Annotated in this window: 12 protein-coding genes and 3 rRNA genes; 5 read left to right on the top strand and 10 right to left on the bottom strand. The window is 66.7% G+C overall.

Annotation, left to right across the window (positions count from 1 at the left end):
* Window positions 1-27 precede the first annotated feature (27 nt).
* Window positions 28-708, bottom strand: a complete 681-nt coding sequence (locus tag ACQEU1_RS41575) for an acVLRF1 family peptidyl-tRNA hydrolase (RefSeq protein ID WP_433215131.1) — start codon at window positions 706-708, stop codon at window positions 28-30.
* A gap of 319 nt (window positions 709-1,027) precedes the next feature.
* On the opposite strand from ACQEU1_RS41575, the gene ACQEU1_RS41570 reads away from it, so the two are divergent.
* On the top strand, window positions 1,028-1,930 hold the full coding sequence (locus tag ACQEU1_RS41570; RefSeq protein WP_245822512.1) for a helix-turn-helix domain-containing protein: 903 nt from the start codon (window positions 1,028-1,030) through the stop codon (window positions 1,928-1,930).
* Between the two features lie 70 nt (window positions 1,931-2,000).
* On the opposite strand, the gene ACQEU1_RS41565 is transcribed toward ACQEU1_RS41570, so the two are convergent.
* The 6 genes from ACQEU1_RS41565 to ACQEU1_RS41540 all read right to left on the bottom strand — a co-directional run bounded on the left by ACQEU1_RS41565 (window position 2,001) and on the right by ACQEU1_RS41540 (window position 13,078).
* Entirely contained in the window at window positions 2,001-4,787 is a 2,787-nt protein-coding gene (locus ACQEU1_RS41565; RefSeq protein ID WP_433215127.1) for a S8 family serine peptidase, read from the bottom strand.
* Window positions 4,788-5,058: 271 nt separating this feature from the next.
* A complete protein-coding gene (locus ACQEU1_RS41560) occupies window positions 5,059-6,600 on the bottom strand; it encodes a deoxyguanosinetriphosphate triphosphohydrolase family protein (RefSeq protein ID WP_433215124.1) in 1,542 nt (513 codons plus the stop codon).
* A gap of 490 nt (window positions 6,601-7,090) precedes the next feature.
* Window positions 7,091-7,207 (bottom strand): 5S ribosomal RNA (gene rrf / locus ACQEU1_RS41555).
* A gap of 111 nt (window positions 7,208-7,318) precedes the next feature.
* Window positions 7,319-10,408 (bottom strand): 23S ribosomal RNA (locus ACQEU1_RS41550).
* Window positions 10,409-10,752: 344 nt separating this feature from the next.
* Window positions 10,753-12,269: ribosomal RNA gene (locus tag ACQEU1_RS41545) — 16S ribosomal RNA — on the bottom strand.
* The 16S, 23S and 5S rRNA genes sit together here, the layout of an rRNA operon.
* A gap of 350 nt (window positions 12,270-12,619) precedes the next feature.
* Window positions 12,620-13,078, bottom strand: coding sequence for a nitroreductase family deazaflavin-dependent oxidoreductase (locus ACQEU1_RS41540; protein ID WP_433215121.1), 459 nt, complete (start codon window positions 13,076-13,078; stop codon window positions 12,620-12,622).
* A gap of 10 nt (window positions 13,079-13,088) precedes the next feature.
* On the opposite strand from ACQEU1_RS41540, the gene ACQEU1_RS41535 reads away from it, so the two are divergent.
* From ACQEU1_RS41535 to ACQEU1_RS41520, 4 genes are all read left to right on the top strand, one after another.
* Window positions 13,089-14,957, top strand: coding sequence for a lycopene cyclase family protein (locus tag ACQEU1_RS41535; protein ID WP_433215118.1), 1,869 nt, complete (start codon window positions 13,089-13,091; stop codon window positions 14,955-14,957).
* A gap of 102 nt (window positions 14,958-15,059) precedes the next feature.
* Window positions 15,060-16,757: an EAL domain-containing protein gene (locus tag ACQEU1_RS41530; RefSeq protein WP_433215115.1), complete on the top strand. Its 1,698-nt coding sequence runs from the start codon at window positions 15,060-15,062 to the stop codon at window positions 16,755-16,757.
* 154 nt (window positions 16,758-16,911) lie between these two features.
* On the top strand, window positions 16,912-17,976 hold the full coding sequence (locus tag ACQEU1_RS41525; protein WP_433215112.1) for a carboxylate-amine ligase: 1,065 nt from the start codon (window positions 16,912-16,914) through the stop codon (window positions 17,974-17,976).
* 72 nt (window positions 17,977-18,048) lie between these two features.
* Complete coding sequence (locus ACQEU1_RS41520) at window positions 18,049-18,849, top strand: SAM-dependent methyltransferase (RefSeq protein ID WP_433215109.1); 801 nt, start codon at window positions 18,049-18,051, stop codon at window positions 18,847-18,849.
* On the opposite strand, the gene ACQEU1_RS41515 is transcribed toward ACQEU1_RS41520, so the two are convergent.
* Genes ACQEU1_RS41515 through ACQEU1_RS41505 form a run of 3 tightly spaced genes read right to left on the bottom strand, consistent with a single transcriptional unit; the run spans window position 18,846 to window position 22,017 of the window.
* Complete coding sequence (locus tag ACQEU1_RS41515) at window positions 18,846-19,676, bottom strand: UbiA prenyltransferase family protein (RefSeq protein ID WP_433215106.1); 831 nt, start codon at window positions 19,674-19,676, stop codon at window positions 18,846-18,848. The genes ACQEU1_RS41520 and ACQEU1_RS41515 overlap by 4 nt on opposite strands.
* Window positions 19,664-20,746, bottom strand: a complete 1,083-nt coding sequence (locus ACQEU1_RS41510; RefSeq protein WP_433215103.1) for a cytochrome P450 — start codon at window positions 20,744-20,746, stop codon at window positions 19,664-19,666. The genes ACQEU1_RS41515 and ACQEU1_RS41510 overlap by 13 nt, the downstream gene beginning before the upstream one ends.
* On the bottom strand, window positions 20,743-22,017 hold the full coding sequence (locus tag ACQEU1_RS41505; protein ID WP_433215100.1) for a hypothetical protein: 1,275 nt from the start codon (window positions 22,015-22,017) through the stop codon (window positions 20,743-20,745). The genes ACQEU1_RS41510 and ACQEU1_RS41505 overlap by 4 nt, the downstream gene beginning before the upstream one ends.
* Between the last annotated feature and the right edge of the window lie 9 nt (window positions 22,018-22,026).

Genomic DNA, 22,026 nt, shown 5'->3' with positions numbered 1-22,026 from the left:
CTCCAGCAGGTGTCAGTGGCGCCAGGATCAGGCACCCTCACCCGTATCCATGCGGCCGGGCCCCGCATCGGTTGCCCGTGTGTCCTGGATCACGATCTCGACGCATCGGGCCCGTTCAGCGGCCTCGTCGAGGACCGTGCGCCGGGGTTCCGGGACGTCCAGGACGCGGTCCTCGGCCAGCTTGAAGACGTCCGAGAGCCTGCGGTCGTCGCGCAGGACGTCGAGCGCCTGCCAGTCGCCGCCGAGCACCACGGAGTCGAGGTCGCCGAGGCGCGGCACGAGGACCCTGGCGACGTCGTCCGCGGCGGCCTGGAGCGCGACGCGGGCCTGTCCTTCTCTGCGGCGGGCGAACCGCTGCTGCGACCACCCGCCTGCCCGGATGCGGCCGTGCACCTGCTTGCGGTCCGTAGCCGACACCTCGACCCTGCCGCCGTGCGCGATCCCGACGCTGTGACCGCCGAGCCGCACGAGCACGAGCCCGATCCGGCGGGGCTCGGCCAGCTTCGCGACGACCTCTTCCACAGAGGTGCCGCCGCGCGTGGGGAACGTGGCCGTGGCGCCGTCCGCGGCGGTGACCACGACCTCGGCCTGACCTACTGAGATGGCGACCTCGCCGTGCCGGGTGGAGAATCTGCCGATCCACCCCAGGACGCGTTCCGGTTCGACCTCGACGGCCCTGCCGCCGGGAACCGGACGTACCCGGCTCACCTGACCTCCGAGGTCAGCACGTCGAAATCGGTCACCGTGCACACTCTAGAACCGGTCCGACACGGGCCGTGCACGGCACGGAGATGTTACCGATGAGTTCGTAACGCTTGACAGATGAGTCTCGAAAGCGTGAACTCATCAACCGTATGGATTAACCATTGACTCCATCCGGCTCCGACCAGCGATGTTCACGGACGGGTAGGGTCACTGGGGCGTGATCTTATGACAGCGGGGAGTCACCATGACGACTGCTGCCGGTCGACCAACACTGACCGTTGACGACACTGACTCAACGGGCCACGGCAGCCTTACGCAGCTCTTGACGACGGGACCGTTCCCGGAAGCGTTGAGGGCGGCGATCAAGGCGAGCCGACTCAGCCTCGACCGCATCCAGCACCGGTTGGCACTGCGCGGCGTGACCATCAGCGTCGCGACGCTCAGCTACTGGCAGTCAGGACGGCGAAGGCCTGAACGCCCTGAATCACTGGAGGCGCTGCGGCACCTCGAGTCGGTCCTGGGCGTGCCTCAGTCGGGTCTGTCGGCGTTGCTCGGACCGCCTCGTCCGCGAGGCCGCCGATGCCGTCCGACGACGATGATGCCGATCGACGCGCTGTGGGCGCGCCGGGAGCGGGTCGCGAACCTGCTCTCCAAGGTCGACACGTCGTCCGACCTGAAGCTCGGCCGGATCAGCCAGCACGACCGCATCGAGATCTCTGCCGACGGCGGGCAGAAATCCGTGTGGGTGCGGCAGATCCTGCGGGCGGAGCAGGACGGTCCTGACCGGTGGGCGCTCGTGTTCGAGACCGAGGAGAGCGACGTGCTCCCCGAGATCACGAACGTGCGCAACTGCCACCTCGGCCGCATCGCCCGCGACCACGAGGCCAACATCATGGTCGCGGAGATGATGTTCGAACGGCCGCTGACCCGCGGCGAGACCCTGATCATGGAATACCAGCTGGTGTTCCCGGAGGGTCACGCCCCCAAGGGCAACAACACGTTCGCGCGCAAGTTCCGGCTGCCGGTCCGCGAGTACGTGATCGAGGTGCGGTTCGACGAGACGAACCTGCCGTCGCGCGTGCAGCAGTACAGCGTGCCGGCCGGGGACGAGACGCCGTCGCGGCGCCGCAACCTCACGCTGGACTCGGGTGGCGGCGTGCACGCCGTGGCGCTCGGGTTCGGACCCGGTGTGTTCGGCATCCGGTGGGAGTGGCCGAACCGCTAGACAGGTTTTGGTACGAGGAAGGCCCCCGGCTCGCGAGCCGGGGGCCTTCGTCGTTGCGGTGGCTAGCTCATCACACCCAGCCGGCGATCTGCAGGGTGACGGCGCGCAGCGAGCCGCGGTCGGAGCCCACGACGTCGGCGACCTTGAACGTCCAGGTGCCGTCGGCCGGGTCGGCGGTCAGCGCCGACAGCGGCGTGACCGGCTTCCACGAGCCCGTGAACGGCGCCTGAGCGGACGTCACGCTCGAGAACGAGGTCGTGGCGTCGTCGTTGAACACGGCCTGGCAGATGTTGTTGCCGGTGCCGCCGGCGCGTGAGAACAGCGTGACGCTCTTGCCCGACGGCGAGGTGAGCGTGCCCACCAGGTCACCGACGAACGTGTGGTCGATGCCGACCGTCGTCGCGCCTTCCGTCGCGCTGCACGTCGCGCCGTCCACGGAGAACTTCAGGTTCGACGCGGCCCCGACGCCCGTGACGGGCAGCGAGACCGAGACGCCGGTCTGGTCGTTGTCCGGGATGGCGATCGGCGCACCGGTGTACGCGAACGTCTGGTACTGGCGGGACGGCTCACCCACGCGGAGCGTGAACGAGGTGGTGCCCGGCGAGGTCGCGCCCGAGTACGTGACGCGGGCGTCGAGCTTGACCGCCGAACCGAGCGCGGCGTTCGCCGGCACGGTCACCTTGAAGGTGTTGCTGACGGTCTGGCCGGGGTCGATGTTGCCGTAGTACTTGGAGCGCGGCGCGATGGTGACGCCGGCGGACGTCGTCGACAGCACGACCGAGGTCGACGCGGCCGAGCCGTCACCGTTGTTCGCGACCGGCACCGTGACCGTGGACGTGGTGCCGGGCTTGAGGAAAGCGCTTCCGTCGTTGTCGTTGACGACAGTCGGCTTCTGCGCGCGGGCCAGGGCCTGCGGCGACGCACCCGTGTAGGCGAGGGCGCGGTCGGCCATCACGATGCCGGCGCCGGTGCGGTTGTCCACACCGGACTCGACGATGTCGATCGCCGTGGTGGTCAGGGCTTCCTTGACCTCGGCGGGCGTCAGCGTCGGGTTGCCGGACAGGATCAGGCCGGCGATCGCGGCGGCGTTCGGGGCCGCGGCGGACGTGCCGAAGAACGGCGCGAAGCCCGGCACCGACGTGGTCACGCCGTCGGCCGCGGTGATGTCCGGCTTCTGCCGGGTCTGGGCGAGCGGGGTGCCGTCGGGCGCGAAGAACGTCTTGCGCGGTCCGTCGGAGGTGAAGCGCTCCGGCTTCTGCGTGCCGTCGTAGGCGCCGGGGAACGGGCCCCTCGGGTTGGCGGGGTCGCCGGGCTCGAGGTCGAACGGCAGTGCGCCGGCGGCGGGTGCGGCCGCGACCGAGATCGCGCCGTTGGCCGCCGAGTGGCCGCGGGTCGTGCCGGGCGTGACGTACTTCTTGAGGCCGTCGTTGGAGTCGGCGAACCGGCCGCCGAACAGCGACAGCGCGAAGTACTTGTCCTCACCGCGGTACTTCACGACCGCGAGGCGCGTGCCCGTGGAGCTCGCCGGGGTGTTGATGCGCTCGTACGGGTCCTGCGCGCCGTCCTGGTTGTTCTGGCTGAACGTCACGACGTTGCCCTGGGCGTTGACCAGGTAGAGGTCGTAGTCGTTGGCCGACTGGCCGAGCGGGTCGGCCCAGTGCAGGACGGTCGGGGTGTCGCCGGAGAAGTTCGACAGCGGGTTGAACAGCTGCTTCTGGTTGGGGTCCGGGTTGAAGTCGTGCGCGGAGCCCGCGAACTTGCCGACGCCGACGCCCGAGTCGACGAACTGGCCCTCGTAGTGGCCGGAGGTGCCGTCGACGACGTTGCCCTGGTTGCCAGCGCTGGAGAAGAACATCGCGCCGTCGGCGACGACCGCGTCGACCGCCCGCGCGATGATGCCGTCCTGGAAGGGCGACTCGTTGAAGTAGATGACGTCGTCGACGATGACGTCGCAGCCGAGCTCGAAGCGCAGCTTCTTGATGTTGTCGGCGAAGCTCGCGTCACCGTTGAACGCCGTGGCGAAGCCGAGTTCGGCGTTCGGGGCGATGTCGTGGAGGATCTCCAGCATCGCGGTGCCCTCGTCACCGGAGCCCGCCTGCCCGGTCAGGACGTCGACGGCCGGCAGTTCGCCGTTGTTCTGCGACACGGTCAGCGAGCTCACGCCGTCCGACAGCGCGCAGAGCTTCACGCCGACACCGGTGACCCGGAAGCTGCCGCGCGCGGCCTCGGCGTTGTGCGCCTTGTCGCTCTCCGCGACCTTGGCGGCCTGCACGGAAAGCGTTTTCTCCGCGAGCCGGCGCTCGATCTCCCGCGCCTTGTCCTCTTTGGACGGAGCCTTGGACTTCTTGTCCTTCTGGCTCTTCACGTCCTGCGTCATCGCGTCGCTGCCGGGCTCGACGCGTGCCACGTCGGACCGCGCGGCGATCTCGGAGATCTTCGCGACCGGCACCTCTGCCCGCACCGTGCGGTGCTCCGGGGACACTGCCCTGATCTGTCCACCCGCCGCGCGGACAGCGTTGACCAGGTCCTCGGAGTACTGCTTGGCGCGGATGTCCACGAGCGTGGTCGACTTCGGCGTCACGGCAACGCCGGTCTGCACCTGCGGAAGCGCACTGGTGGTGGCCGCCGAAACCCGCTTGCGCGCCTCGACGACGAGCGCGCTGTCCACTTTGGACTCAGCTGGGGTGAGCGACTTCTTGATGCTCTGCAGCGCGGCGATCTGGGCCGCGGTGCGATCGGTGATGGTCTTGGCTGCCTTGACCGGATCTGCGGACGCCGGCGTGACAGCGGTGAGTGCGGCCAGAAGAACTGCGGTACCTGCGACGGCTAAGGTCGTGCCTCTTCGAGATCGGCGCACAGGGTATCTCCCCCGAACGTTGGCGTGCCCCCGAGCACGCGGCCTGCGACCGGCGATTCCCGGTCGAGGCGTCAACGTATGGTGCCTGCCTGATCACAGTCAGCATCCGATTGGGCTACTTCTCACTTAGCAGACACAATCACACTTCACAGAACAAACCTCACAGGACCCAAACGTCGCGGACCCCAACCACCACAAACCGCTCGCCGCCACAGCACCCGCGCCGCAAAGCCAGCCGTCTCAGGACGTCAGGCGCGACAGGACGCGGACGTCACAGGACAAACGCGTCAGTCCACAACTGACCGGTTCGCCCGGAAAGGGCTTCCAGCAACGCCGCGGCCTGGTTGTCCGTCAGCGAAGCCACGAAGTCCACCACCGCCCGCCCCCGCGCGAGCCCCCGGACAACATCGGGCCCGAGCGGCAACTCCCCGATCGCACCGACCAATGTGGACGGCTCCGTCCGGGCGAGCGCCGCGTACTCCGTTTCGGCCAGCTCCACCAGGTCGTGCAACCGCCGCGGCAACCGGTCAGCCTCAGCCCGATCGGTCACCCACTGCTCCAACGCATCGACCAAGGAGCTCAACAACCGAGCCTGCCCGCGCTGGTGCAACGCCAAATCGGGCCGCAACAACACAAACCGCCGATGCACGAACTTCAACACCTGCACCTCGTGCCACTGCTGCACGGCCAGCACAACATGCCCAGACCGCGCCGTAGGCTCCTCGATCACCCCAACGGCGTCCACCAACCGCCGCGTCCACCGAGCACTGAACCCGGCCACCGCCTGCTCGGCCTCGACCGACCCGTCGAACGGCACGGCCAGCAGCCCGTCCACGAGCTCCTTGCTGACCTTCCGCACGGCCATCGCGAACGCCTCGTCGCTCATGACCCACGAGTCCTTCAAGTGCATCCGCCGCCGCAACGTCTCCAACGACCGCCCAGGCATCCGAATCTCGGCGCCGAGCTCGGCATCGCTCAACGCCGCCAGGTCCAACGCCTGCGCCTGCCACGTCCCCAGCTCCGCAGCCACAGTCGCGTGCTGCAACACCCCAACCCGGTGGAAGTCCTCCAAGTCGTGGATGGCGTAAGCGATGTCGTCCGCGGTGTCCATGACACTCGCCTCGACCGTCTGCTGCCACGACTCGATCCGCCCGTCGAACGGCTCCCGCGCCTGCCGCAGATCGTTGATCTCGGTCACGTAAGCCGAGAACTTCGAGCTACCAGTCCCCGGCATGTCCTCAGGCTCGGAAGCACCGCGCGGCGCCACCTCCACCCCCAACGCCTGGTGCCGGGTCCACGGGTACTTCAACATCGCCGCCCGCACCGCCACCGTCAGGTCCAGCCCGAGCGCCTTGGGCCCGCGGACGTCCGTCGTGGTCACGATCCGGAACGACTGCGCGTTCCCCTCGAACCCGTCCGGCAACCCGAACCGATGGCGAGCCAGCCGATCCAGCACCTGCTCCCCCAGGTGCCCGAACGGCGGGTGCCCCAGGTCGTGCGCCAGCGCCGCGGCCTCCACCACGTCCGGGTCGCACCCACCCAGCTTCTCCAGCACCGCGGTCAGCTCGGGCCGGCCGGTCAACCTCTCGGCGATGGCCCGTGCCGCCTGCGCCACCTTCAGGCTGTGGGTCAGCCGGTTGTGCACGAGCAACCCGGAACCCGTCGAACTCACCACCTGCGTCACGCCACCGAGCCTCGCGAAGAACGGGCTGCTGGCCACCCGGTCCCGGTCCACCCGGAACGGGTTGGTGGCGAGGTCTGCCGTCCTGCCCACACCGGCTGACCGACGGGCGGCACGTTGCTCGTTGTGCATGGAAGAGAAGGTACCCGGCACGCCTCGAGCTCTGGCGCCCCACGCGACTTCCTCATTGCGCGGCGAAGATGACCATGGTTTTGGGACACCTCCTTGGACCCGACTCGTCGAAATAACTACTAGAGGGAGCACCGGCCGAATCAGGCCATCTCTCACCCGATCGAGTTACTGGCCCTCCTCCGCTCCTGTCGGTTGGCCTGCAAACGCCCAGGTTGGGAGCGTGTGGGGGTTCGTCCGTGCGGCATGACGACACCGCGGGACCACGGCCAGACGGGGCGGCCTGGCGAGCAGTATGAGGGCGGTAGCTCGGCGGGCCGGCTTGGCTGCGCGGCAGGCCGTGTGGGGTGGGCTCGCCGCCGAACCGTGCCGGTCCCCGGTCTGTGGCGTCTTATTTCCAGGTGCACAACGGTGCCGGCCCGAGTGCGGACAGCAGAAAGCCCCTGAGAGGAACGCTTGTGGCGCTCGACCCTCAGGGGCTTTCTGTACGTAAGTTCGGCGGCGACCTACTCTCCCACACCGTAACCAGTGCAGTACCATCGGCGCAGAAGGGCTTAACTACCGGGTTCGGAATGGGACCGGGTGTTTCCCCAACGCTATAACCACCGAAACACTATGGAATTCAACCAGCAACCCCGACCAGCAAGCTGAACCAGCCTTGCGGGGGGTCGATCGGTTCTGGTTGTTCTCCCAGAACCGCACAGTGGATGCGTAGCGTCTTTGTAACAAGTCCTCGGCCTATTAGTACCAGTCAGCTCCAACCGTTACCGGTCTTCCACCTCTGGCCTATCAACCCAGTGGTCTAGCTGGGGGCCTTAACTCACGAAGAGTGGGATACCTCATCTTGGAACGAGCTTCCCGCTTAGATGCCTTCAGCGGTTATCCCTTCCGAACGTAGCCAACCAGCAATGCTCTTGGCAGAACAACTGGCACACCAGCGGTCCGTCCGTCCCGGTCCTCTCGTACTAGGGACAGCCTTCCTCAAGTATCCTACGCGCGCGGCGGATAGGGACCGAACTGTCTCACGACGTTCTAAACCCAGCTCGCGTACCGCTTTAATGGGCGAACAGCCCAACCCTTGGGACCTACTCCAGCCCCAGGATGCGACGAGCCGACATCGAGGTGCCAAACCATCCCGTCGATATGGACTCTTGGGGAAGATCAGCCTGTTATCCCCGGGGTACCTTTTATCCGTTGAGCGACCACGCTTCCACAAGCCATGGCCGGATCACTAGTTCCGACTTTCGTCCCTGCTCGACCCGTCAGTCTCACAGTCAAGCTCCCTTGTGCACTTGCACTCAACACCTGATTGCCAACCAGGCTGAGGGAACCTTTGAGCGCCTCCGTTACTCTTTGGGAGGCAACCGCCCCAGTTAAACTACCCACCAGGCACTGTCCCTGATCCGGATCACGGACCGAGGTTAGACATCCAATACGACCAGAGTGGTATTTCAACGATGACTCCACAACCACTGGCGTGGCCGCTTCACAGTCTCCCACCTATCCTACACAAGCCGAATCGAACACCAATACCAAGCTATAGTAAAGGTCCCGGGGTCTTTCCGTCCTGCCGCGCGTAACGAGCATCTTTACTCGTAATGCAATTTCGCCGGGCCTGCGGTTGAGACAGTCGAGAAGTCGTTACGCCATTCGTGCAGGTCGGAACTTACCCGACAAGGAATTTCGCTACCTTAGGATGGTTATAGTTACCACCGCCGTTTACTGGCGCTTAAGTTCTCAGCTTCGCCCCGAAGGACTAACCGGTCCCCTTAACGTTCCAGCACCGGGCAGGCGTCAGTCCATATACATCGTCTTGCGACTTCGCATGGACCTGTGTTTTTAGTAAACAGTCGCTTCTCGCTGGTCTCTGCGGCCGTCTCGCCCTAGCCCGCAAGAGGCTTCAAGCGCTACGGCCCCCCTTCTCCCGAAGTTACGGGGGCATTTTGCCGAGTTCCTTAACCACAGTTCGCCCGATCGCCTCGGTATTCTCTACCTGACCACCTGTGTCGGTTTGGGGTACGGGCCGCGTGAAAGCTCGCTAGAGGCTTTTCTCGGCAGCATGGGATCACTCTACTTCGCCTCAATCGGCTACGCATCACGTCTCAGGATATGTGAGGCACGGATTTGCCTATGCCTCTCCCTACACGCTTGCACCAGTACTACCACTCACTGGCGGAGCTACCCTCCTGCGTCACCCCATCGCTTGACTACTACAAGTTCAGGTCCCGCGCTCCACATTCCATCTAGCTCCGAAGAGTTTCGACAGGTGCTTCGGGCGGTTAGTATCACAAGGTTCATCATGGGCGCGTTCACACGGGTACGGGAATATCAACCCGTTGTCCATCGACTACGCCTGTCGGCCTCGCCTTAGGTCCCGACTTACCCTGGGCGGATTAGCCTGGCCCAGGAACCCTTGGTCATCCGGCGGACGAGTTTCTCACTCGTCTTTCGCTACTCATGCCTGCATTCTCACTCGCATAGCGTCCACGGCTGGATTACTCCGCCGCTTCAACCGCTACACGACGCTCCCCTACCCATCCAGACTAGGTCTGAATGACACAGCTTCGGTGGTGTGCTTAAGCCCCGCTACATTGTCGGCGCAGGACCACTTGACCAGTGAGCTATTACGCACTCTTTAAAGGGTGGCTGCTTCTAAGCCAACCTCCTGGCTGTCTGTGCGACCCCACATCCTTTCCCACTTAGCACACACTTAGGGACCTTAGCTGGCGTTCTGGGCTGTTTCCCTCTCGACTACGAAGCTTATCCCCCGCAGTCTCACTGCCGCACTCTCACACCACGGTATTCGGAGTTTGGTTGATTTCGGTAAGCTTGTGGGCCCCCTAGACCATCCAGTGCTCTACCCCCGCGGTGAAACATGCGACGCTGCACCTAAATGCATTTCGGGGAGAACCAGCTATCACGGTGTTTGATTGGCCTTTCACCCCTAACCACAGCTCATCCCCCAGGTTTTCAACCCTGGTGGGTTCGGGCCTCCACGCGGTCTTACCCGCGCTTCACCCTGGCCATGGCTAGATCACACCGCTTCGGGTCTAGACCACGCGACTCAAACGCCCTATTCAGACTCGCTTTCGCTACGGCTACCCCACACGGGTTAACCTCGCCACGTAGCACTAACTCGCAGGCTCATTCTTCAAAAGGCACGCCGTCACCCCTAAAGGCTCCGACGGATTGTAGGCACACGGTTTCAGGTACTATTTCACTCCCCTCCCGGGGTACTTTTCATCTTTCCCTCACGGTACTAGTCCGCTATCGGTCACCAGGGAGTATTTAGGCTTAGCGGGTGGTCCCGCCAGATTCACAGCGAATTTCACGAGTACGCTGCTACTTGGGAACACTCTCAACAGACGCCATCGGGTTTTCGAGTACGAGAGTTTCACTCTCTACGCTCACGCTTTCCAGACGTATTCCTCTAACCACAATGCGTTTTCTGACTCGTTTACTAGTCCGGCAGAACTGAGTGAGGAGGTCCCACGACCCCGCGAATGCAACCCCTGCCGGGTATCACACAGACGCGGTTTAGCCTCATCCGCTTTCGCTCGCCACTACTCACGGAATCACGGTTGTTTTCTCTTCCTGCGGGTACTGAGATGTTTCACTTCCCCGCGTTCCCTCCACATACCCTATGTGTTCAGGTATGGGTGACCCCACATGACTGGGGCCGGGTTTCCCCATTCGGAAATTCTAGGATCTCAGCTCGGTTGACAGCTCCCCTAGACTTTTCGCAGTCTCCTACGTCCTTCATCGGCTCCTGGTGCCAAGACATCCACCGTATGCCCTTACTAACTTGCTACAAAGATGCTCGCATCCACTGTGCAGTTCTCAAAGAACAATCAGATCCACTCGCACTACTGCGGGCGCCGGCCTGAACATCATCAGGTGGTTCGTCCGCGGCCAAGTGGCCGATCACTGAAAGACACTCAAAGCGTGTTCTCTCAGGACCCAACAGCGTACCGATCTATTCACTCAGCCCTCTATAGACCTTTCCACGCAGGCAAGCCTGCAGTACTCACTCCAGCGACAACTGTGTGTCAAGCCAGCCAGCATCCACTAATGAGCCCTACCTCGCTTAAGCGAGTGCAGGTTCTGACTACCGCTCGGAACGTTTGCCCAAGATCGGTAGTAGACGCTCCTTAGAAAGGAGGTGATCCAGCCGCACCTTCCGGTACGGCTACCTTGTTACGACTTCGTCCCAATCGCCAGTCCCACCTTCGACCGCTCTCCCCCTTGCGGGTTGAGCCACGGGCTTCGGGTGTTACCGACTTTCGTGACGTGACGGGCGGTGTGTACAAGGCCCGGGAACGTATTCACCGCAGCGTTGCTGATCTGCGATTACTAGCGACTCCGACTTCACGGGGTCGAGTTGCAGACCCCGATCCGAACTGAGACCGGCTTTATGGGATTCGCTCCACCTCGCGGTTTAGCAGCCCTTTGTACCGGCCATTGTAGCATGTGTGAAGCCCTGGACATAAGGGGCATGATGACTTGACGTCATCCCCACCTTCCTCCGAGTTGACCCCGGCAGTCTCCCATGAGTCCCCACCATTACGTGCTGGCAACATGGAACGAGGGTTGCGCTCGTTGCGGGACTTAACCCAACATCTCACGACACGAGCTGACGACAGCCATGCACCACCTGTACACCGGCCACAAGGGGGCCAATATCTCTACTGGTTTCCAGTGCATGTCAAGCCCAGGTAAGGTTCTTCGCGTTGCATCGAATTAATCCACATGCTCCGCCGCTTGTGCGGGCCCCCGTCAATTCCTTTGAGTTTTAGCCTTGCGGCCGTACTCCCCAGGCGGGGTGCTTAATGCGTTAGCTGCGGCACAGAGGGCGTGGAAGCCCCCCACACCTAGCACCCACCGTTTACGGCGTGGACTACCAGGGTATCTAATCCTGTTCGCTCCCCACGCTTTCGCTCCTCAGCGTCAGTATCGGCCCAGAGACCCGCCTTCGCCACCGGTGTTCCTCCTGATATCTGCGCATTTCACCGCTACACCAGGAATTCCAGTCTCCCCTGCCGAACTCAAGTCTGCCCGTATCGACCGCAAGCTTGGAGTTAAGCCCCAAGTTTTCACGGCCGACGCGACAAACCGCCTACGAGCTCTTTACGCCCAATAATTCCGGACAACGCTCGCACCCTACGTATTACCGCGGCTGCTGGCACGTAGTTAGCCGGTGCTTCTTCTGCAGGTACCGTCACTTGCGCTTCGTCCCTGCTGAAAGAGGTTTACAACCCGAAGGCCGTCATCCCTCACGCGGCGTCGCTGCATCAGGCTTTCGCCCATTGTGCAATATTCCCCACTGCTGCCTCCCGTAGGAGTCTGGGCCGTGTCTCAGTCCCAGTGTGGCCGGTCACCCTCTCAGGCCGGCTACCCGTCGTCGCCTTGGTAGGCCATTACCCCACCAACAAGCTGATAGGCCGCGGGTCCATCCCATACCGCCGGAACTTTCCACCTTCAATCATGCGATCGAAGGTCGTATCCGGTATTAGACCTCGTTTCCAAGGCTTATCCCAGAGTACAGGGCAGGTTACCCACGTGTTACTCACCCGTTCGCCGCTCGTGTACCCCGAAGGGCCTTACCGCTCGACTTGCATGTGTTAAGCACGCCGCCAGCGTTCGTCCTGAGCCAGGATCAAACTCTCCAATAAGGATTGTGTCTGATCGCTCCAGACGGAATATGTCTGGCAATCTGGTATTACTCTCAAAGGAATACCCCGACGAGGGGTATTCATATTACTGGCTGTGTTTCGGCACGCTGTTGAGTTCTCAAAGAACACGCGCTCACCGGATCCAATCTCCGTTTCCGGAGAGTTTCACTCGGGGCTGGTGTTTCTGAAGCTTATTTGGTGTTGCTCGCCGGTGTCAAATCGGCCTCTCAGAGGCTCTTTGTCTTCCAGCTTTTTTGTCAGGCCCGTTCCGGCTTGTTTTCCGGCCCGTGTCGCTCTGACTTGGAGAACATTACACGGGGCAGTTTCGATCTCCAAATCGGGGGGGTACCTCAAGCGCTCGAACCGCCGCTGACCTGCGCGTTCGTCACCGCGAAGACCGGATGGCGGGCTGCCTCGGCTTCGAACGCCGAGACGGCGTCACCGACCTTCGCGTCGAAGAAAGGCCTAGTCACGGGCTCCTTGCGGACGTAAGCGGCCAGCACGGGCGCCGCGACGGCCGCGGAAACCTCGCGCAAATCGACTTGACGTGACCTACGTCCCCTTCGCAGCACGGCCTCGCCAGCAGCCCGTGCGTTGTGCACCCAGTCGCGAACGCCGTACGGCGCGACGAGCCACTCAGCGCCGTCGTGCTTCATAAGACGAATAGGGATCGTGCGTGCGGCACCCGTGCGACGGCCACGAATGGTCAGCAGCACGTAGTAGGAGGGCGCGATACCGAGCGACACGGCGCGACTGATGACGACGTTGCCGATGCGACGCACAAGGTGCTGACGGTAGGTCTTGGCCACACGGTCAATCATGGACCTCATGACGTACGACGTGTTGGTGATCGGCGGAGGTCCCGCAGGACGCGCGCTCGCACGCGCCGCAGCAGAGCTAGGCCTGCGCACGGCAATCGTCGACCGCCACCCCCACCGCCCCTGGACGGCCACCTACGGCGCGTGGGCCGACGAGCTCCCGTCCGGCACTCCGGTCAAAGCCACGAGCACGACCGTGAAGGCCTATGCGCGCGAGGAACACCGCATCGAACGCACGTACGTGGTCTTGGACAACGCCAAGCTGCACGAACTGCCAGAAGCAGTAGACGTACTCCAACGCCCAGCGGCGGCGCGCTACACGTTCAACGCCACGGGTGCGCGCCACGGCCGTGCGGAACAGACGGCCGTGGGGACGTTCATCAGCAGCACGAGCACCGAGGCAACGCTCATGGACTGGCGGGGCGACGGCGACACGTTCCTCTACACGGTGCCGGTGGGCGATGGCCGGGTTCTGGTGGAGGAGACGTGCCTGGCGAGGAGGCCGGGGATGCCGCTCGGCGAGCTCCGGCAGAGGCTCTGGGCCCGCGGGTGGGCAGGCGGTGCGGGCGTGGAGGAGATGCGCAGCGGGGATGGGGACGGCGGGCACGGGGAGCGCTCCGGAGGTGGGGCGAGCGAGGAAGGCGAGGAAGGGATGCGCGCCGGAGGTGGGGTGAGCGCGGAAGGAATGCGCGCCGGAGGCGAGGCGGGCGCGAAAGGGATACGCGCCGGAGGCGAGCCGGGCGCGGAAGCAGCGGAGGGCCGGGGTCTGGCAGGAGGCAGGACTGCGGGGGAAGGCCGCGAGTGGGACGGGGCAGGTGGCGACACGCGCGGCTGGGGTGCGGGGAAGGCTGGAGAGGGACAGCGTGGCCGAGGTGAGGCTGGAGCCTGGGGTGAGGCTGGAGCCTGGGGTGAGGCTGGAGCCTGGGGTGAGACGGGACCTGCTGGGGACCGGCTGGCGGGAGAGGAACGAGGGAGGGGCGGAGCGGATGGAGGGACGCGAGGCCGCGGCGCGGCGGACTCGGAAGAGGCGGGTGGCCAGGGCGAGACGGGTGGAGGCACGGTCGGCCGAGATGTGCAGGGGGAGCGTGCAGCGGATGGCCGGGGTGGGGCGAGTGGAGGGGTGGTTGGCGGCCGGGGTGGGGCGGGTGGCAGCGCTGCCGGGGAAAGCCGCGAATGGGGTGGGGCAGCCGTAGGACCTGCTGGGGGCGGGCCGGCGGAAGAGGAGCGAGGGCGCGGTGGGGCAGACGCAGGGCCTGTTGGGGGCGGGCCGGCGGGAGAGGAGCGAGGGCGGGGTGGGGCAGATGGAGGGACGGAAGGCCGGGGTGCGTCGGGTGCGGGAGAGGTGGGTCGCCGGAGTGCGGAACTTGGCCAGACAGGCGCGGCAGAGGTGGGCGGCCGGGACGCGGAAGGCGGACAGGCTGGGGTGGGTGGTTGGCGCGTCGTTGGGATGAGCGGTGTCGGGGTTGGGGAGGAGGAGCGGGTTCGGTTTCCGTTGGACTCGCCCCGGGTTGGTGGGCTGGCGTTCGGGGCCGCTGCCGGCTTCATCCACCCCGCTACGGGGTACAGCGTGGCCACCGCGCTGCGGTTGGCGCCTCTTGTGGCTGAGGCGGTCAGGGCGGGGCGGGATCCGCGGGCCGTTGTCTGGCCGGTGCGGGCTCGGGTGGTGCACGCCATGCGGCGGAAGGGGTTGGAGGTGCTGTTGAGGCTTGACCGGGAGGAGACGAAGGACTTCTTCGAGTTGTTCTTCCGGCTGGAGCCCGAGTTGCAGCGGGCCTACCTGTCCGGGCGGGAAGACGTGAGGGGAACGGTCAGGGCCATGTCCGCTTTGTTCGGAGCCGCGCCAGGCCGCCTCAGGTGGAAACTCGTCTGACAAACCCCCTGCGTGAACGGTGAATCACCGTGCGCAGCGCCGCGGTGGCAGATGAGAGCCAACCTCGTGAACAGCTGGTGAACCGGCTTGGGGGTCGCCTGGATGAGGGGCACGATCGAGGGCGTGCCCGCATTGCTGGATGACGTCAGGTTCGCCTTCCAGCCGCTGTTCAACCTCAACACCGGGGGCGTTGTCGCGATCGAGGCCTTGGCCCGGCCGCACGACGGCAGCGTGCAGGATCTCCTCCAGGCCGCGTTCCGGGCCGGGTTGCTCGCGAACGCCGACGTCGGACTCGCCTGCCGTGCCATCCGTTCCGCGGCCGACTTCGACCTGATGCTGCCGTTGCACGTCAACCTGCTCGCGATCACGGTCGCGGACAAGCCCGAGGTCATGAGCCCCATTTACGGGGCCCTCAGGGATGCCGGCCGGTCGCCCGACAATGTGGTCATCGAGATCGGGGAGCCGTACTCGCGGGCGAACCGCGCGCGTCTCGCTCGTGGCATGCAGACGTTGCGCAACAACGGTTTTCGCATCGCGCTCGACTGCGTGGGTGAAGGAGATGTGCCGCTCGGCCTCCTCACGAGCGCGAGTCCCGACTACATCAAGCTCGACCGGGAGATCGTCCGGACGTTGCCCGACGATGCCGCACGGGGTGCGCTGGTGAAGTCGTTGGTGCACCTGGGCGAGTACACGGGCGGCCAGGTGGTGGCGGAGGGGGTGGAGACCGAGGCCGAGCTCACCTACCTGCGCAAGCTCGGGGTGGGGTTCGCGCAGGGGAAGTTCCTGGCGCCGCCGCAGCGCAGGCCGGCGGTGAACGCCCGCATCGCGCCTGAGGCGGTGACGGAGACCGGTGAGATCCGGCGGGCCAACACGGGGCCGCGGATCACGGCGTTCCTGCATCCCGCGACGGTGCTGCCCGAGCACGCGACGAGCGACGAGGTGCGTGAGGTGTTCGCCACGCAGCCTTCGATCACGGGTGTGGTGCTCCTCGACGACGAGGGGCGGCCGAAGTGGTCCGTGGACCGCAACCGCTTCCTTCTGGCCGTGACTGGTCCGTACGGACATGCGTTGCATGCCAAGCGTGAGGCCGCACGGCTTGCTGACAGGCCGCACATCATCGGCACTGAGTCGTCGGCGCTCGACCTTCTGGACGTGGTGGCCGGTGCGAACCGTGAGCGCACCACGGACGACCTCATCGTCGTGGACCACAACGAGCGGTGCATGGGTGTTGTGCGCGTGGCGGACGTCGTGCGCGGTGTGGCCGAACTGAAGGTGGAGCAGGCGGCGGCGCTGAGCCCGCTCACACGGCTGCCCGGCAGCGACGCCATCGCGAAGGAGGTCGACCGGCGGATCGAGGTCGGCGAGATCTTCGCGATCTCGTGGCTGGACGTCGACAACTTCAAGCTGGTGAACGACACGGTCGGGTTCGCGGCGGGCGACGACCTGATCCGCGAGATCGGGCACGACCTGGCGGATCTCGCGCACACGTTCCCCGGCGTGCAGGTGGGTCACGTCGGTGGCGACGACTTCCTCCTCCTGGCGGGCCTGGACGAAACGGTGCCGCTGAGTGCACGTCTGCTCGACAAGCCGTACACGGCAGAGGGACGACACGTCACCCTCTCTCTTGCGACCCTTATCTGTGCCCCGGGATCAGTGGGCTCGTATCGCGAGGTTTCGCGATTGCTGGCGCCAGTGAAGGAGCACGCGAAGTCGCTCGGTGGGTCCAGCTGGGTCATGGGCCGGCCGGGCAGCGAACGACGTGACGTGCTGCGTGGTGTCCCGCAACGCGCGGTGAGCTGAGAAGTACAACCGAACGCCTCCTGTGCTGCGCGCTGATCACTCATAGCATCGAGCGTGCTACTCAATGCACAGGAGGTTCGGCGTGCAGGTCGGCGGCAGAACTCAATCGGTACCCGCGCAGCGCAGAAGCACGGACGGCCTCCTCACCGTTGGCGTGGAAGAAGAATTCGTTCTGGTCGAAGAGGCCACGGGGCATTTGGCCAACCGCGCCAAGGAAGTTCTCGCCGGGGCGGACCGGTACGAGGTGGATCTGCAGCAGGAAATCGCGCAATACCAGGTGGAATCGGCCAGTGGCGTCTGCACGGAGATGACCGTGTTGCGCGAACAGCTGGCCACGGCGCGGAAAGCCCTCATCGAACGGGCCGGGCGGCACGACGCGCGGCTCGCCGCGACCGGGACCCCGGTGCTGGGCCTCACGATGCCGACGCCGCTCACGAACTCCCCGCGCTACCACAAGATGGCGCAGGAGATGGGAGCGCTCACCAACGACCTCGCGATCTGCGGCTGTCACGTGCACGTGGGGCTGCCGGACGACGAGTCGAAGATCTTCGTGAGCAACCACCTGCGGCCGTGGCTGCCGACGTTGCTCGCACTGGGGGCGAACTCGCCGTACTGGCTCGACGGCGACACCGGTTACGCGAGCTGGCGGTACGTGGTCTGGAACCGTTGGCCCACTTCGGGTGCGCCGCCGCACTTCGAGTCCGCGGCCGAGTACTACGCGGCACGGGAGGAGATCGTCGCGAGCGGCGCGGCGATCGACGCCGGGATGCTCTACTGGGACGTGCGGCTCTCTGCCCGGCACCCCACGCTGGAGCTGCGGGTCTCCGACGTCGCGCCGACGGTCGAGGAGGCCGTGCTGATGGCCGCGCTGGTGCGCGGGATCGCCGCCACGGCGCTGAGTTCCGGGGCACCGCCGCCGAAGCTGCCGCCGCACCTGTTGAAGGTCGCGATGTGGCGGGCGGCGCGGGACGGCCTGGAGGGCTTCGGCATCGACCCGGTGACGGGGTCGCCGACGCCCGCGTCGTCGATCGCCGCGTCGTTGCTGCGGTGGATCCGGCCGGCGCTGGAGTTCGCGGGCGACTACGAACTGGTGTCGACGGGGATCGACCGGTTGCTGCTCGACGGCACGGGCGCGGTGCGGCAACGGCGGGCGTTCGCGCGCCGGGGCAGGCTGGACGACGTCGTGGGCTTCCTGGTGGCGCAGACCTCGCCCGTCTGAGCCGTCACTCGATCAGGTAGATGTCGGGTCTGCTTGGTGCGCCTCCAAGGTCCGATCCAGTACTCAGTCACCGTGGCCACCCCCATCTGGGCACCCGGAGTGAACGGCCCGGAGCTCCCCAACACCGCGCGGGTCAGGGACTACTGGCTCGGCGGCACCTGCAACACCGAGGCCGACCACCGGCTCGCGGACGCCCTGGTGTCCGCGGCGCCGCACCTGCCGTACCTGTGCCGCACGCACAGGTCGTACCTCGGCCGGGTGGTCCGGCGGCTGACCGCGCTCGGCGTGCGGCAGTTCCTCGACCTCGGTTCCGGCCTGCCCACCGCGGGCAACGTGCACCTCGCCGCCCCCGACGCGCGCGTGGTGTACGTGGAGATCGACCCCGCGGTGGCGGCAGAGGGCAGGGCGCTCGTGCGGGACGACCCGCGCGTCGCCTACCTCTGCGCCGACCTGCGCGCACCGGAGGAAGTGCTGTGCTCGCAGGAGGTTCAGGACACCCTGGACCTCGGTGAACCGGTCGCCGTGCTCGTCTTGGACGTGCTCCACTTCGTGTCCGACGACGCCGGGCCGCACAAAGTGCTGGCGCAGTACGTGGACGCGCTCGCACCCGGCAGCTACCTCGGGCTCTCGCACACGTGCCGCGACCCGTTCATGCTCGCCGCCGTGGGGCTCTTCGGCGCCATGTACGGGGACCAGCCGCTGCCCGAGTTCACGTTCCGGTACCCGGAGCAGGTCGTGCAGTTCTTCGACGGCATGGAGGTCCTGCAACCCGGCGTGGTGCCGATCCCGTTGTGGGAGCCGGATCCCGGCGAGGCGCAGGACCGCAACCCGGAGAACTTCCACGGCTGCGGCGGTCTCGCGCGCAAGCTCTAGGCGAGCAACGGGATCGCGGCGAGCACGATCGTCGACGTGACGGCGAGCGACATGCCGTACCGCAGCTGCTGCCGTGCCGACGGCAGATCGCGCGCCAGCAGGAACAACGAGCACGCCACGACCCCGACGGCCGCCCAGAACACCCCGAACCGGAACCACAGCCCGCCGCCGACCAGCAGCAGCCCGCCGAAGGTCAGCTGCGTGGTCGCGTTCAGCGCGTGCCGGGTCCCGTACAGGACGACCGGGGTGCGCGACCCGGCGCGGGCGTCCCCCGCCCGATCCGGCACGGCCCACCACAGCGCGCGGCCGGTCGCGAGGCACGCGGCACCGGAGAACACCAGCCACACCGCGGGTTCCGCCTGTCCCCCGGCCGCCGAGTAGGCCGTGACGGCCGGCAGCAGCCCGGCGGCGGTCGCGAGCGCCACCGGACCGGCGTACCCGCGGCGTTTCAGCCGCACCGGCTCGAGGTTGTAGGCCAGGTACAGCACCAGGATCAGCGCCACCCCGGCCGCGACCTGCCACGAGACGGCGACCGCCAGCGCGAGCGCGAAGATCATCTCGAAGATCGCCAGCGCGAGGACCTTGGGCGCGCCGATCTCCCGCACGGCCTGGGCCAGGTGCCGCTTCTCGTCGGTGTGGACGTCGTTGCGCAGGTCGGCGTAGGCGTTCAGCGGGTTGCCGGAGATGATCGCGACGAAGTTGGCGAGCACCGCGATCACCACCGCGAGGTCGAACCTCGTCGCGTAGCAGGCACCCCAGGCGGCGGCGCACGCGTAGTGCGCGCCGAAGGGGTGCTCCAGGCGGTGGAGGTGGATCAACGCCGGCACGTGGCCACCATCGCGAGGCTCGGCGGCGGCGCCATCGCGGCGCCCCGCAGCTGGGGTGTGCGGGACGGGGAGACGAGTGCGACGTGCTTGTGCCGCAACAACGCCGTGACGATCAGCCGGATCTCCAGCAACGCCAGGTCGCGGCCCAGGCAGTGGCGCACTCCCCCGCCGAACGGGAAGAACGCGCCGGCGGGAGGTGGCGCGCGGAACGGGTCGAAGACGTGCGGGCGCTCGTACGTCGCGGCACGGCGGTGCGCGAGGTAGATGCTCGGCGTGAGCACCATGCCGTCGACGCTCATCCGGTTGCCGGCGAGAGTCGCGGGCGGGGACAGCCTGAGCGACTCCGTGATCGCGGCGTCGACCAGGTCCGGCCGGTCGGTGAGGCCCGCCTCGTGCATCCAGTACAACGTCCACGCCGTGGCGCTCGCCGTCGTCTCGTGCCCGGCGAACAACAACGACACCACCTGGTCGCGCAGATCCTCGCGCGGCAGGCAGGCCGCGAGCGCCGGGAACTCAGCAGATTGGGCGCGCTCCAACAACATCGCGTCCAGGCGCGGGTCGCTGCGGGTCGCCCCCGGCGTCAGCCAGCGGTGCGCGAGCGTGCGGACACGGCTGCCCAGGCGCCGGTCCAGCCAGCGGCTGAACGCCGTGAGCAGCTCGTCGTCGTCAACGCCGAACACGACGCGGCCGATGATCCGCAGGGTCAGCCTCCTGGTCCACGCCGGCAGGCTCGTCGGCCCGGCCGGCAGTTCGGCGATCGCCCTGCCGGCCATCTCCTCGATCACCGCCCGGTACCGCTCCCCGCGCAGCACCGGCACGAGCGCCCGCCGGTACGCGGTGTGCTCGGGGCCGTCGAGCCAGAGCACGGACCGGTTGCCCAGCAACGGACTCAGCGTGCGGCTCGGCGGGTGCCGCAGCACGCGGTCGTTGCGGAACAACGCCGTCATGACGTCCGGGTGCCAGACCAGCCAGCGCCGGTCGCGCAGCCGGACCAGGCCGTCCTCGAAGCCCTGCACCGAGTCGAGGAACGGGATCAGCCGCCAGGCGAACCGCAGCTCGGTGCGGTTCACCGGCACACCGCGCAGGCGAGGTGCAGCGCGGCCATGCCCTCGGCCTGCACGATTCTCGTTGGGGTGTAAAGGTCTTTGTCGTGCCACAACGGCGGGTGCGGGCGATCCCAGCCGTGCATGAACTTCGCGCCCCGCGCCATCGCGGCCGAAACGTCCCGAGGCGAGTGCGCCAGAACCCTGATGGCGTAGGCGGTTTCCTCGTACGTGCCCTCCCAGCGGCCCCACGAGCCGTCTGCGCGTTGGGTCGCGAGCACCCAGTCGACGGCCTTCTCGTTGCCGCCCAAGGCGTTCGTCGCGCACGCGGTGGCGTAGTAGGGCGAGGCGTGCCACTTGTCGAGCCAGTGACCGTCCGGTTCCTGCATGTCCCGCAACCACTCCGCCAGCGCGCGATCGTGGCCGAGCGCCTGCAACGCGTGGGCGTTCGTGCTGGTCGACGGCGTGCGTTCGCCGGGGAAGCAGGCGAAGTGCCGGGCCTCGCGGTACTGGCCGAGGGTGCCGACCGGGCCGGGGCTGTCGCACAGCGCGAGGGCGTGCAACGCGGTGGCGGTGTCGTCGGCGTCGGCGGGCAGTCCCGGTCCCCCGGCCGCGCCCCGGGCCGAGAACGCGGACCGGATCAGGCCCGTCACGGCGTCGGGCACGTCCAGACCCGCGGACCTCAGCGCGACGACGATCCAGGACCGTTCGAACAACGGCACCGGCACCCCTGCGGGCACAGGTCCGCCGTGCGCTCCTTGGACCGCCTCCAAGTACCGCAGGCTGTCACCCGGACGTGGCTCCTGCAGCCAGACGGCGGTCGCGGCGGGACTCGCGGCCACGACTCCGCCGACCGGCACGACCTCGGGACGGGGGCCGAAGATCTCCAGGGTGTGCCAGAGCTTGTGCGGCAACGGCCGGTGGCGCAGCGCGTGCAACGGCCGGGGGTCGAGCGGGGTGCGCAACCCGAGCCGTTCGGCCAGCGCGGGCACGATGAGCTCGACCGCGACCGTGTCCGGCAGCTTCACCGGACGGCTGAGCAGCCGGCGCAATGCCGCGAGACCCCGGTGCGCCGCCGGGTGCCTGCCGAGGGCGTCGACCGCGCTCAACGTCGGGACCAGCGCGTACTCGCCGGGACCGCCCCACGTGCCGTCCGCGTGCTGGGTCTCCAAGAGGTACCGGACGCGCGCGGCGTGCCCGGCGAGCCACGGTGCCAGCGCGACGAGCCTGCCCGTCTCGTACACGGACGGTGAAATACCGCTCCAGGGATCGTCGGTCAGTTGCGCTAACAGCCTCATCGCGGCCCC

This window comes from Lentzea sp. CA-135723 (genome assembly GCF_050936595.1).
Taxonomy (GTDB): Bacteria; Actinomycetota; Actinomycetes; order Mycobacteriales; family Pseudonocardiaceae; genus Lentzea.
This window is presented reverse-complemented; position numbering and strand designations above follow the sequence as displayed.

Bases quoted from the DNA above. Each gene is read 5' to 3' on its own strand.
- ACQEU1_RS41560 (WP_433215124.1), bottom strand. From the start codon at position 6,600: ATGCACAACGAGCAACGTGCCGCCCGTCGGTCAGCCGGTGTGGGCAGG.
- ACQEU1_RS41535 (WP_433215118.1), top strand. From the start codon at position 13,089: ATGGACCTCATGACGTACGACGTGTTGGTGATCGGCGGAGGTCCCGCA.
- ACQEU1_RS41530 (WP_433215115.1), top strand. From the start codon at position 15,060: ATGAGGGGCACGATCGAGGGCGTGCCCGCATTGCTGGATGACGTCAGG.
- ACQEU1_RS41505 (WP_433215100.1), bottom strand. From the start codon at position 22,017: ATGAGGCTGTTAGCGCAACTGACCGACGATCCCTGGAGCGGTATTTCA.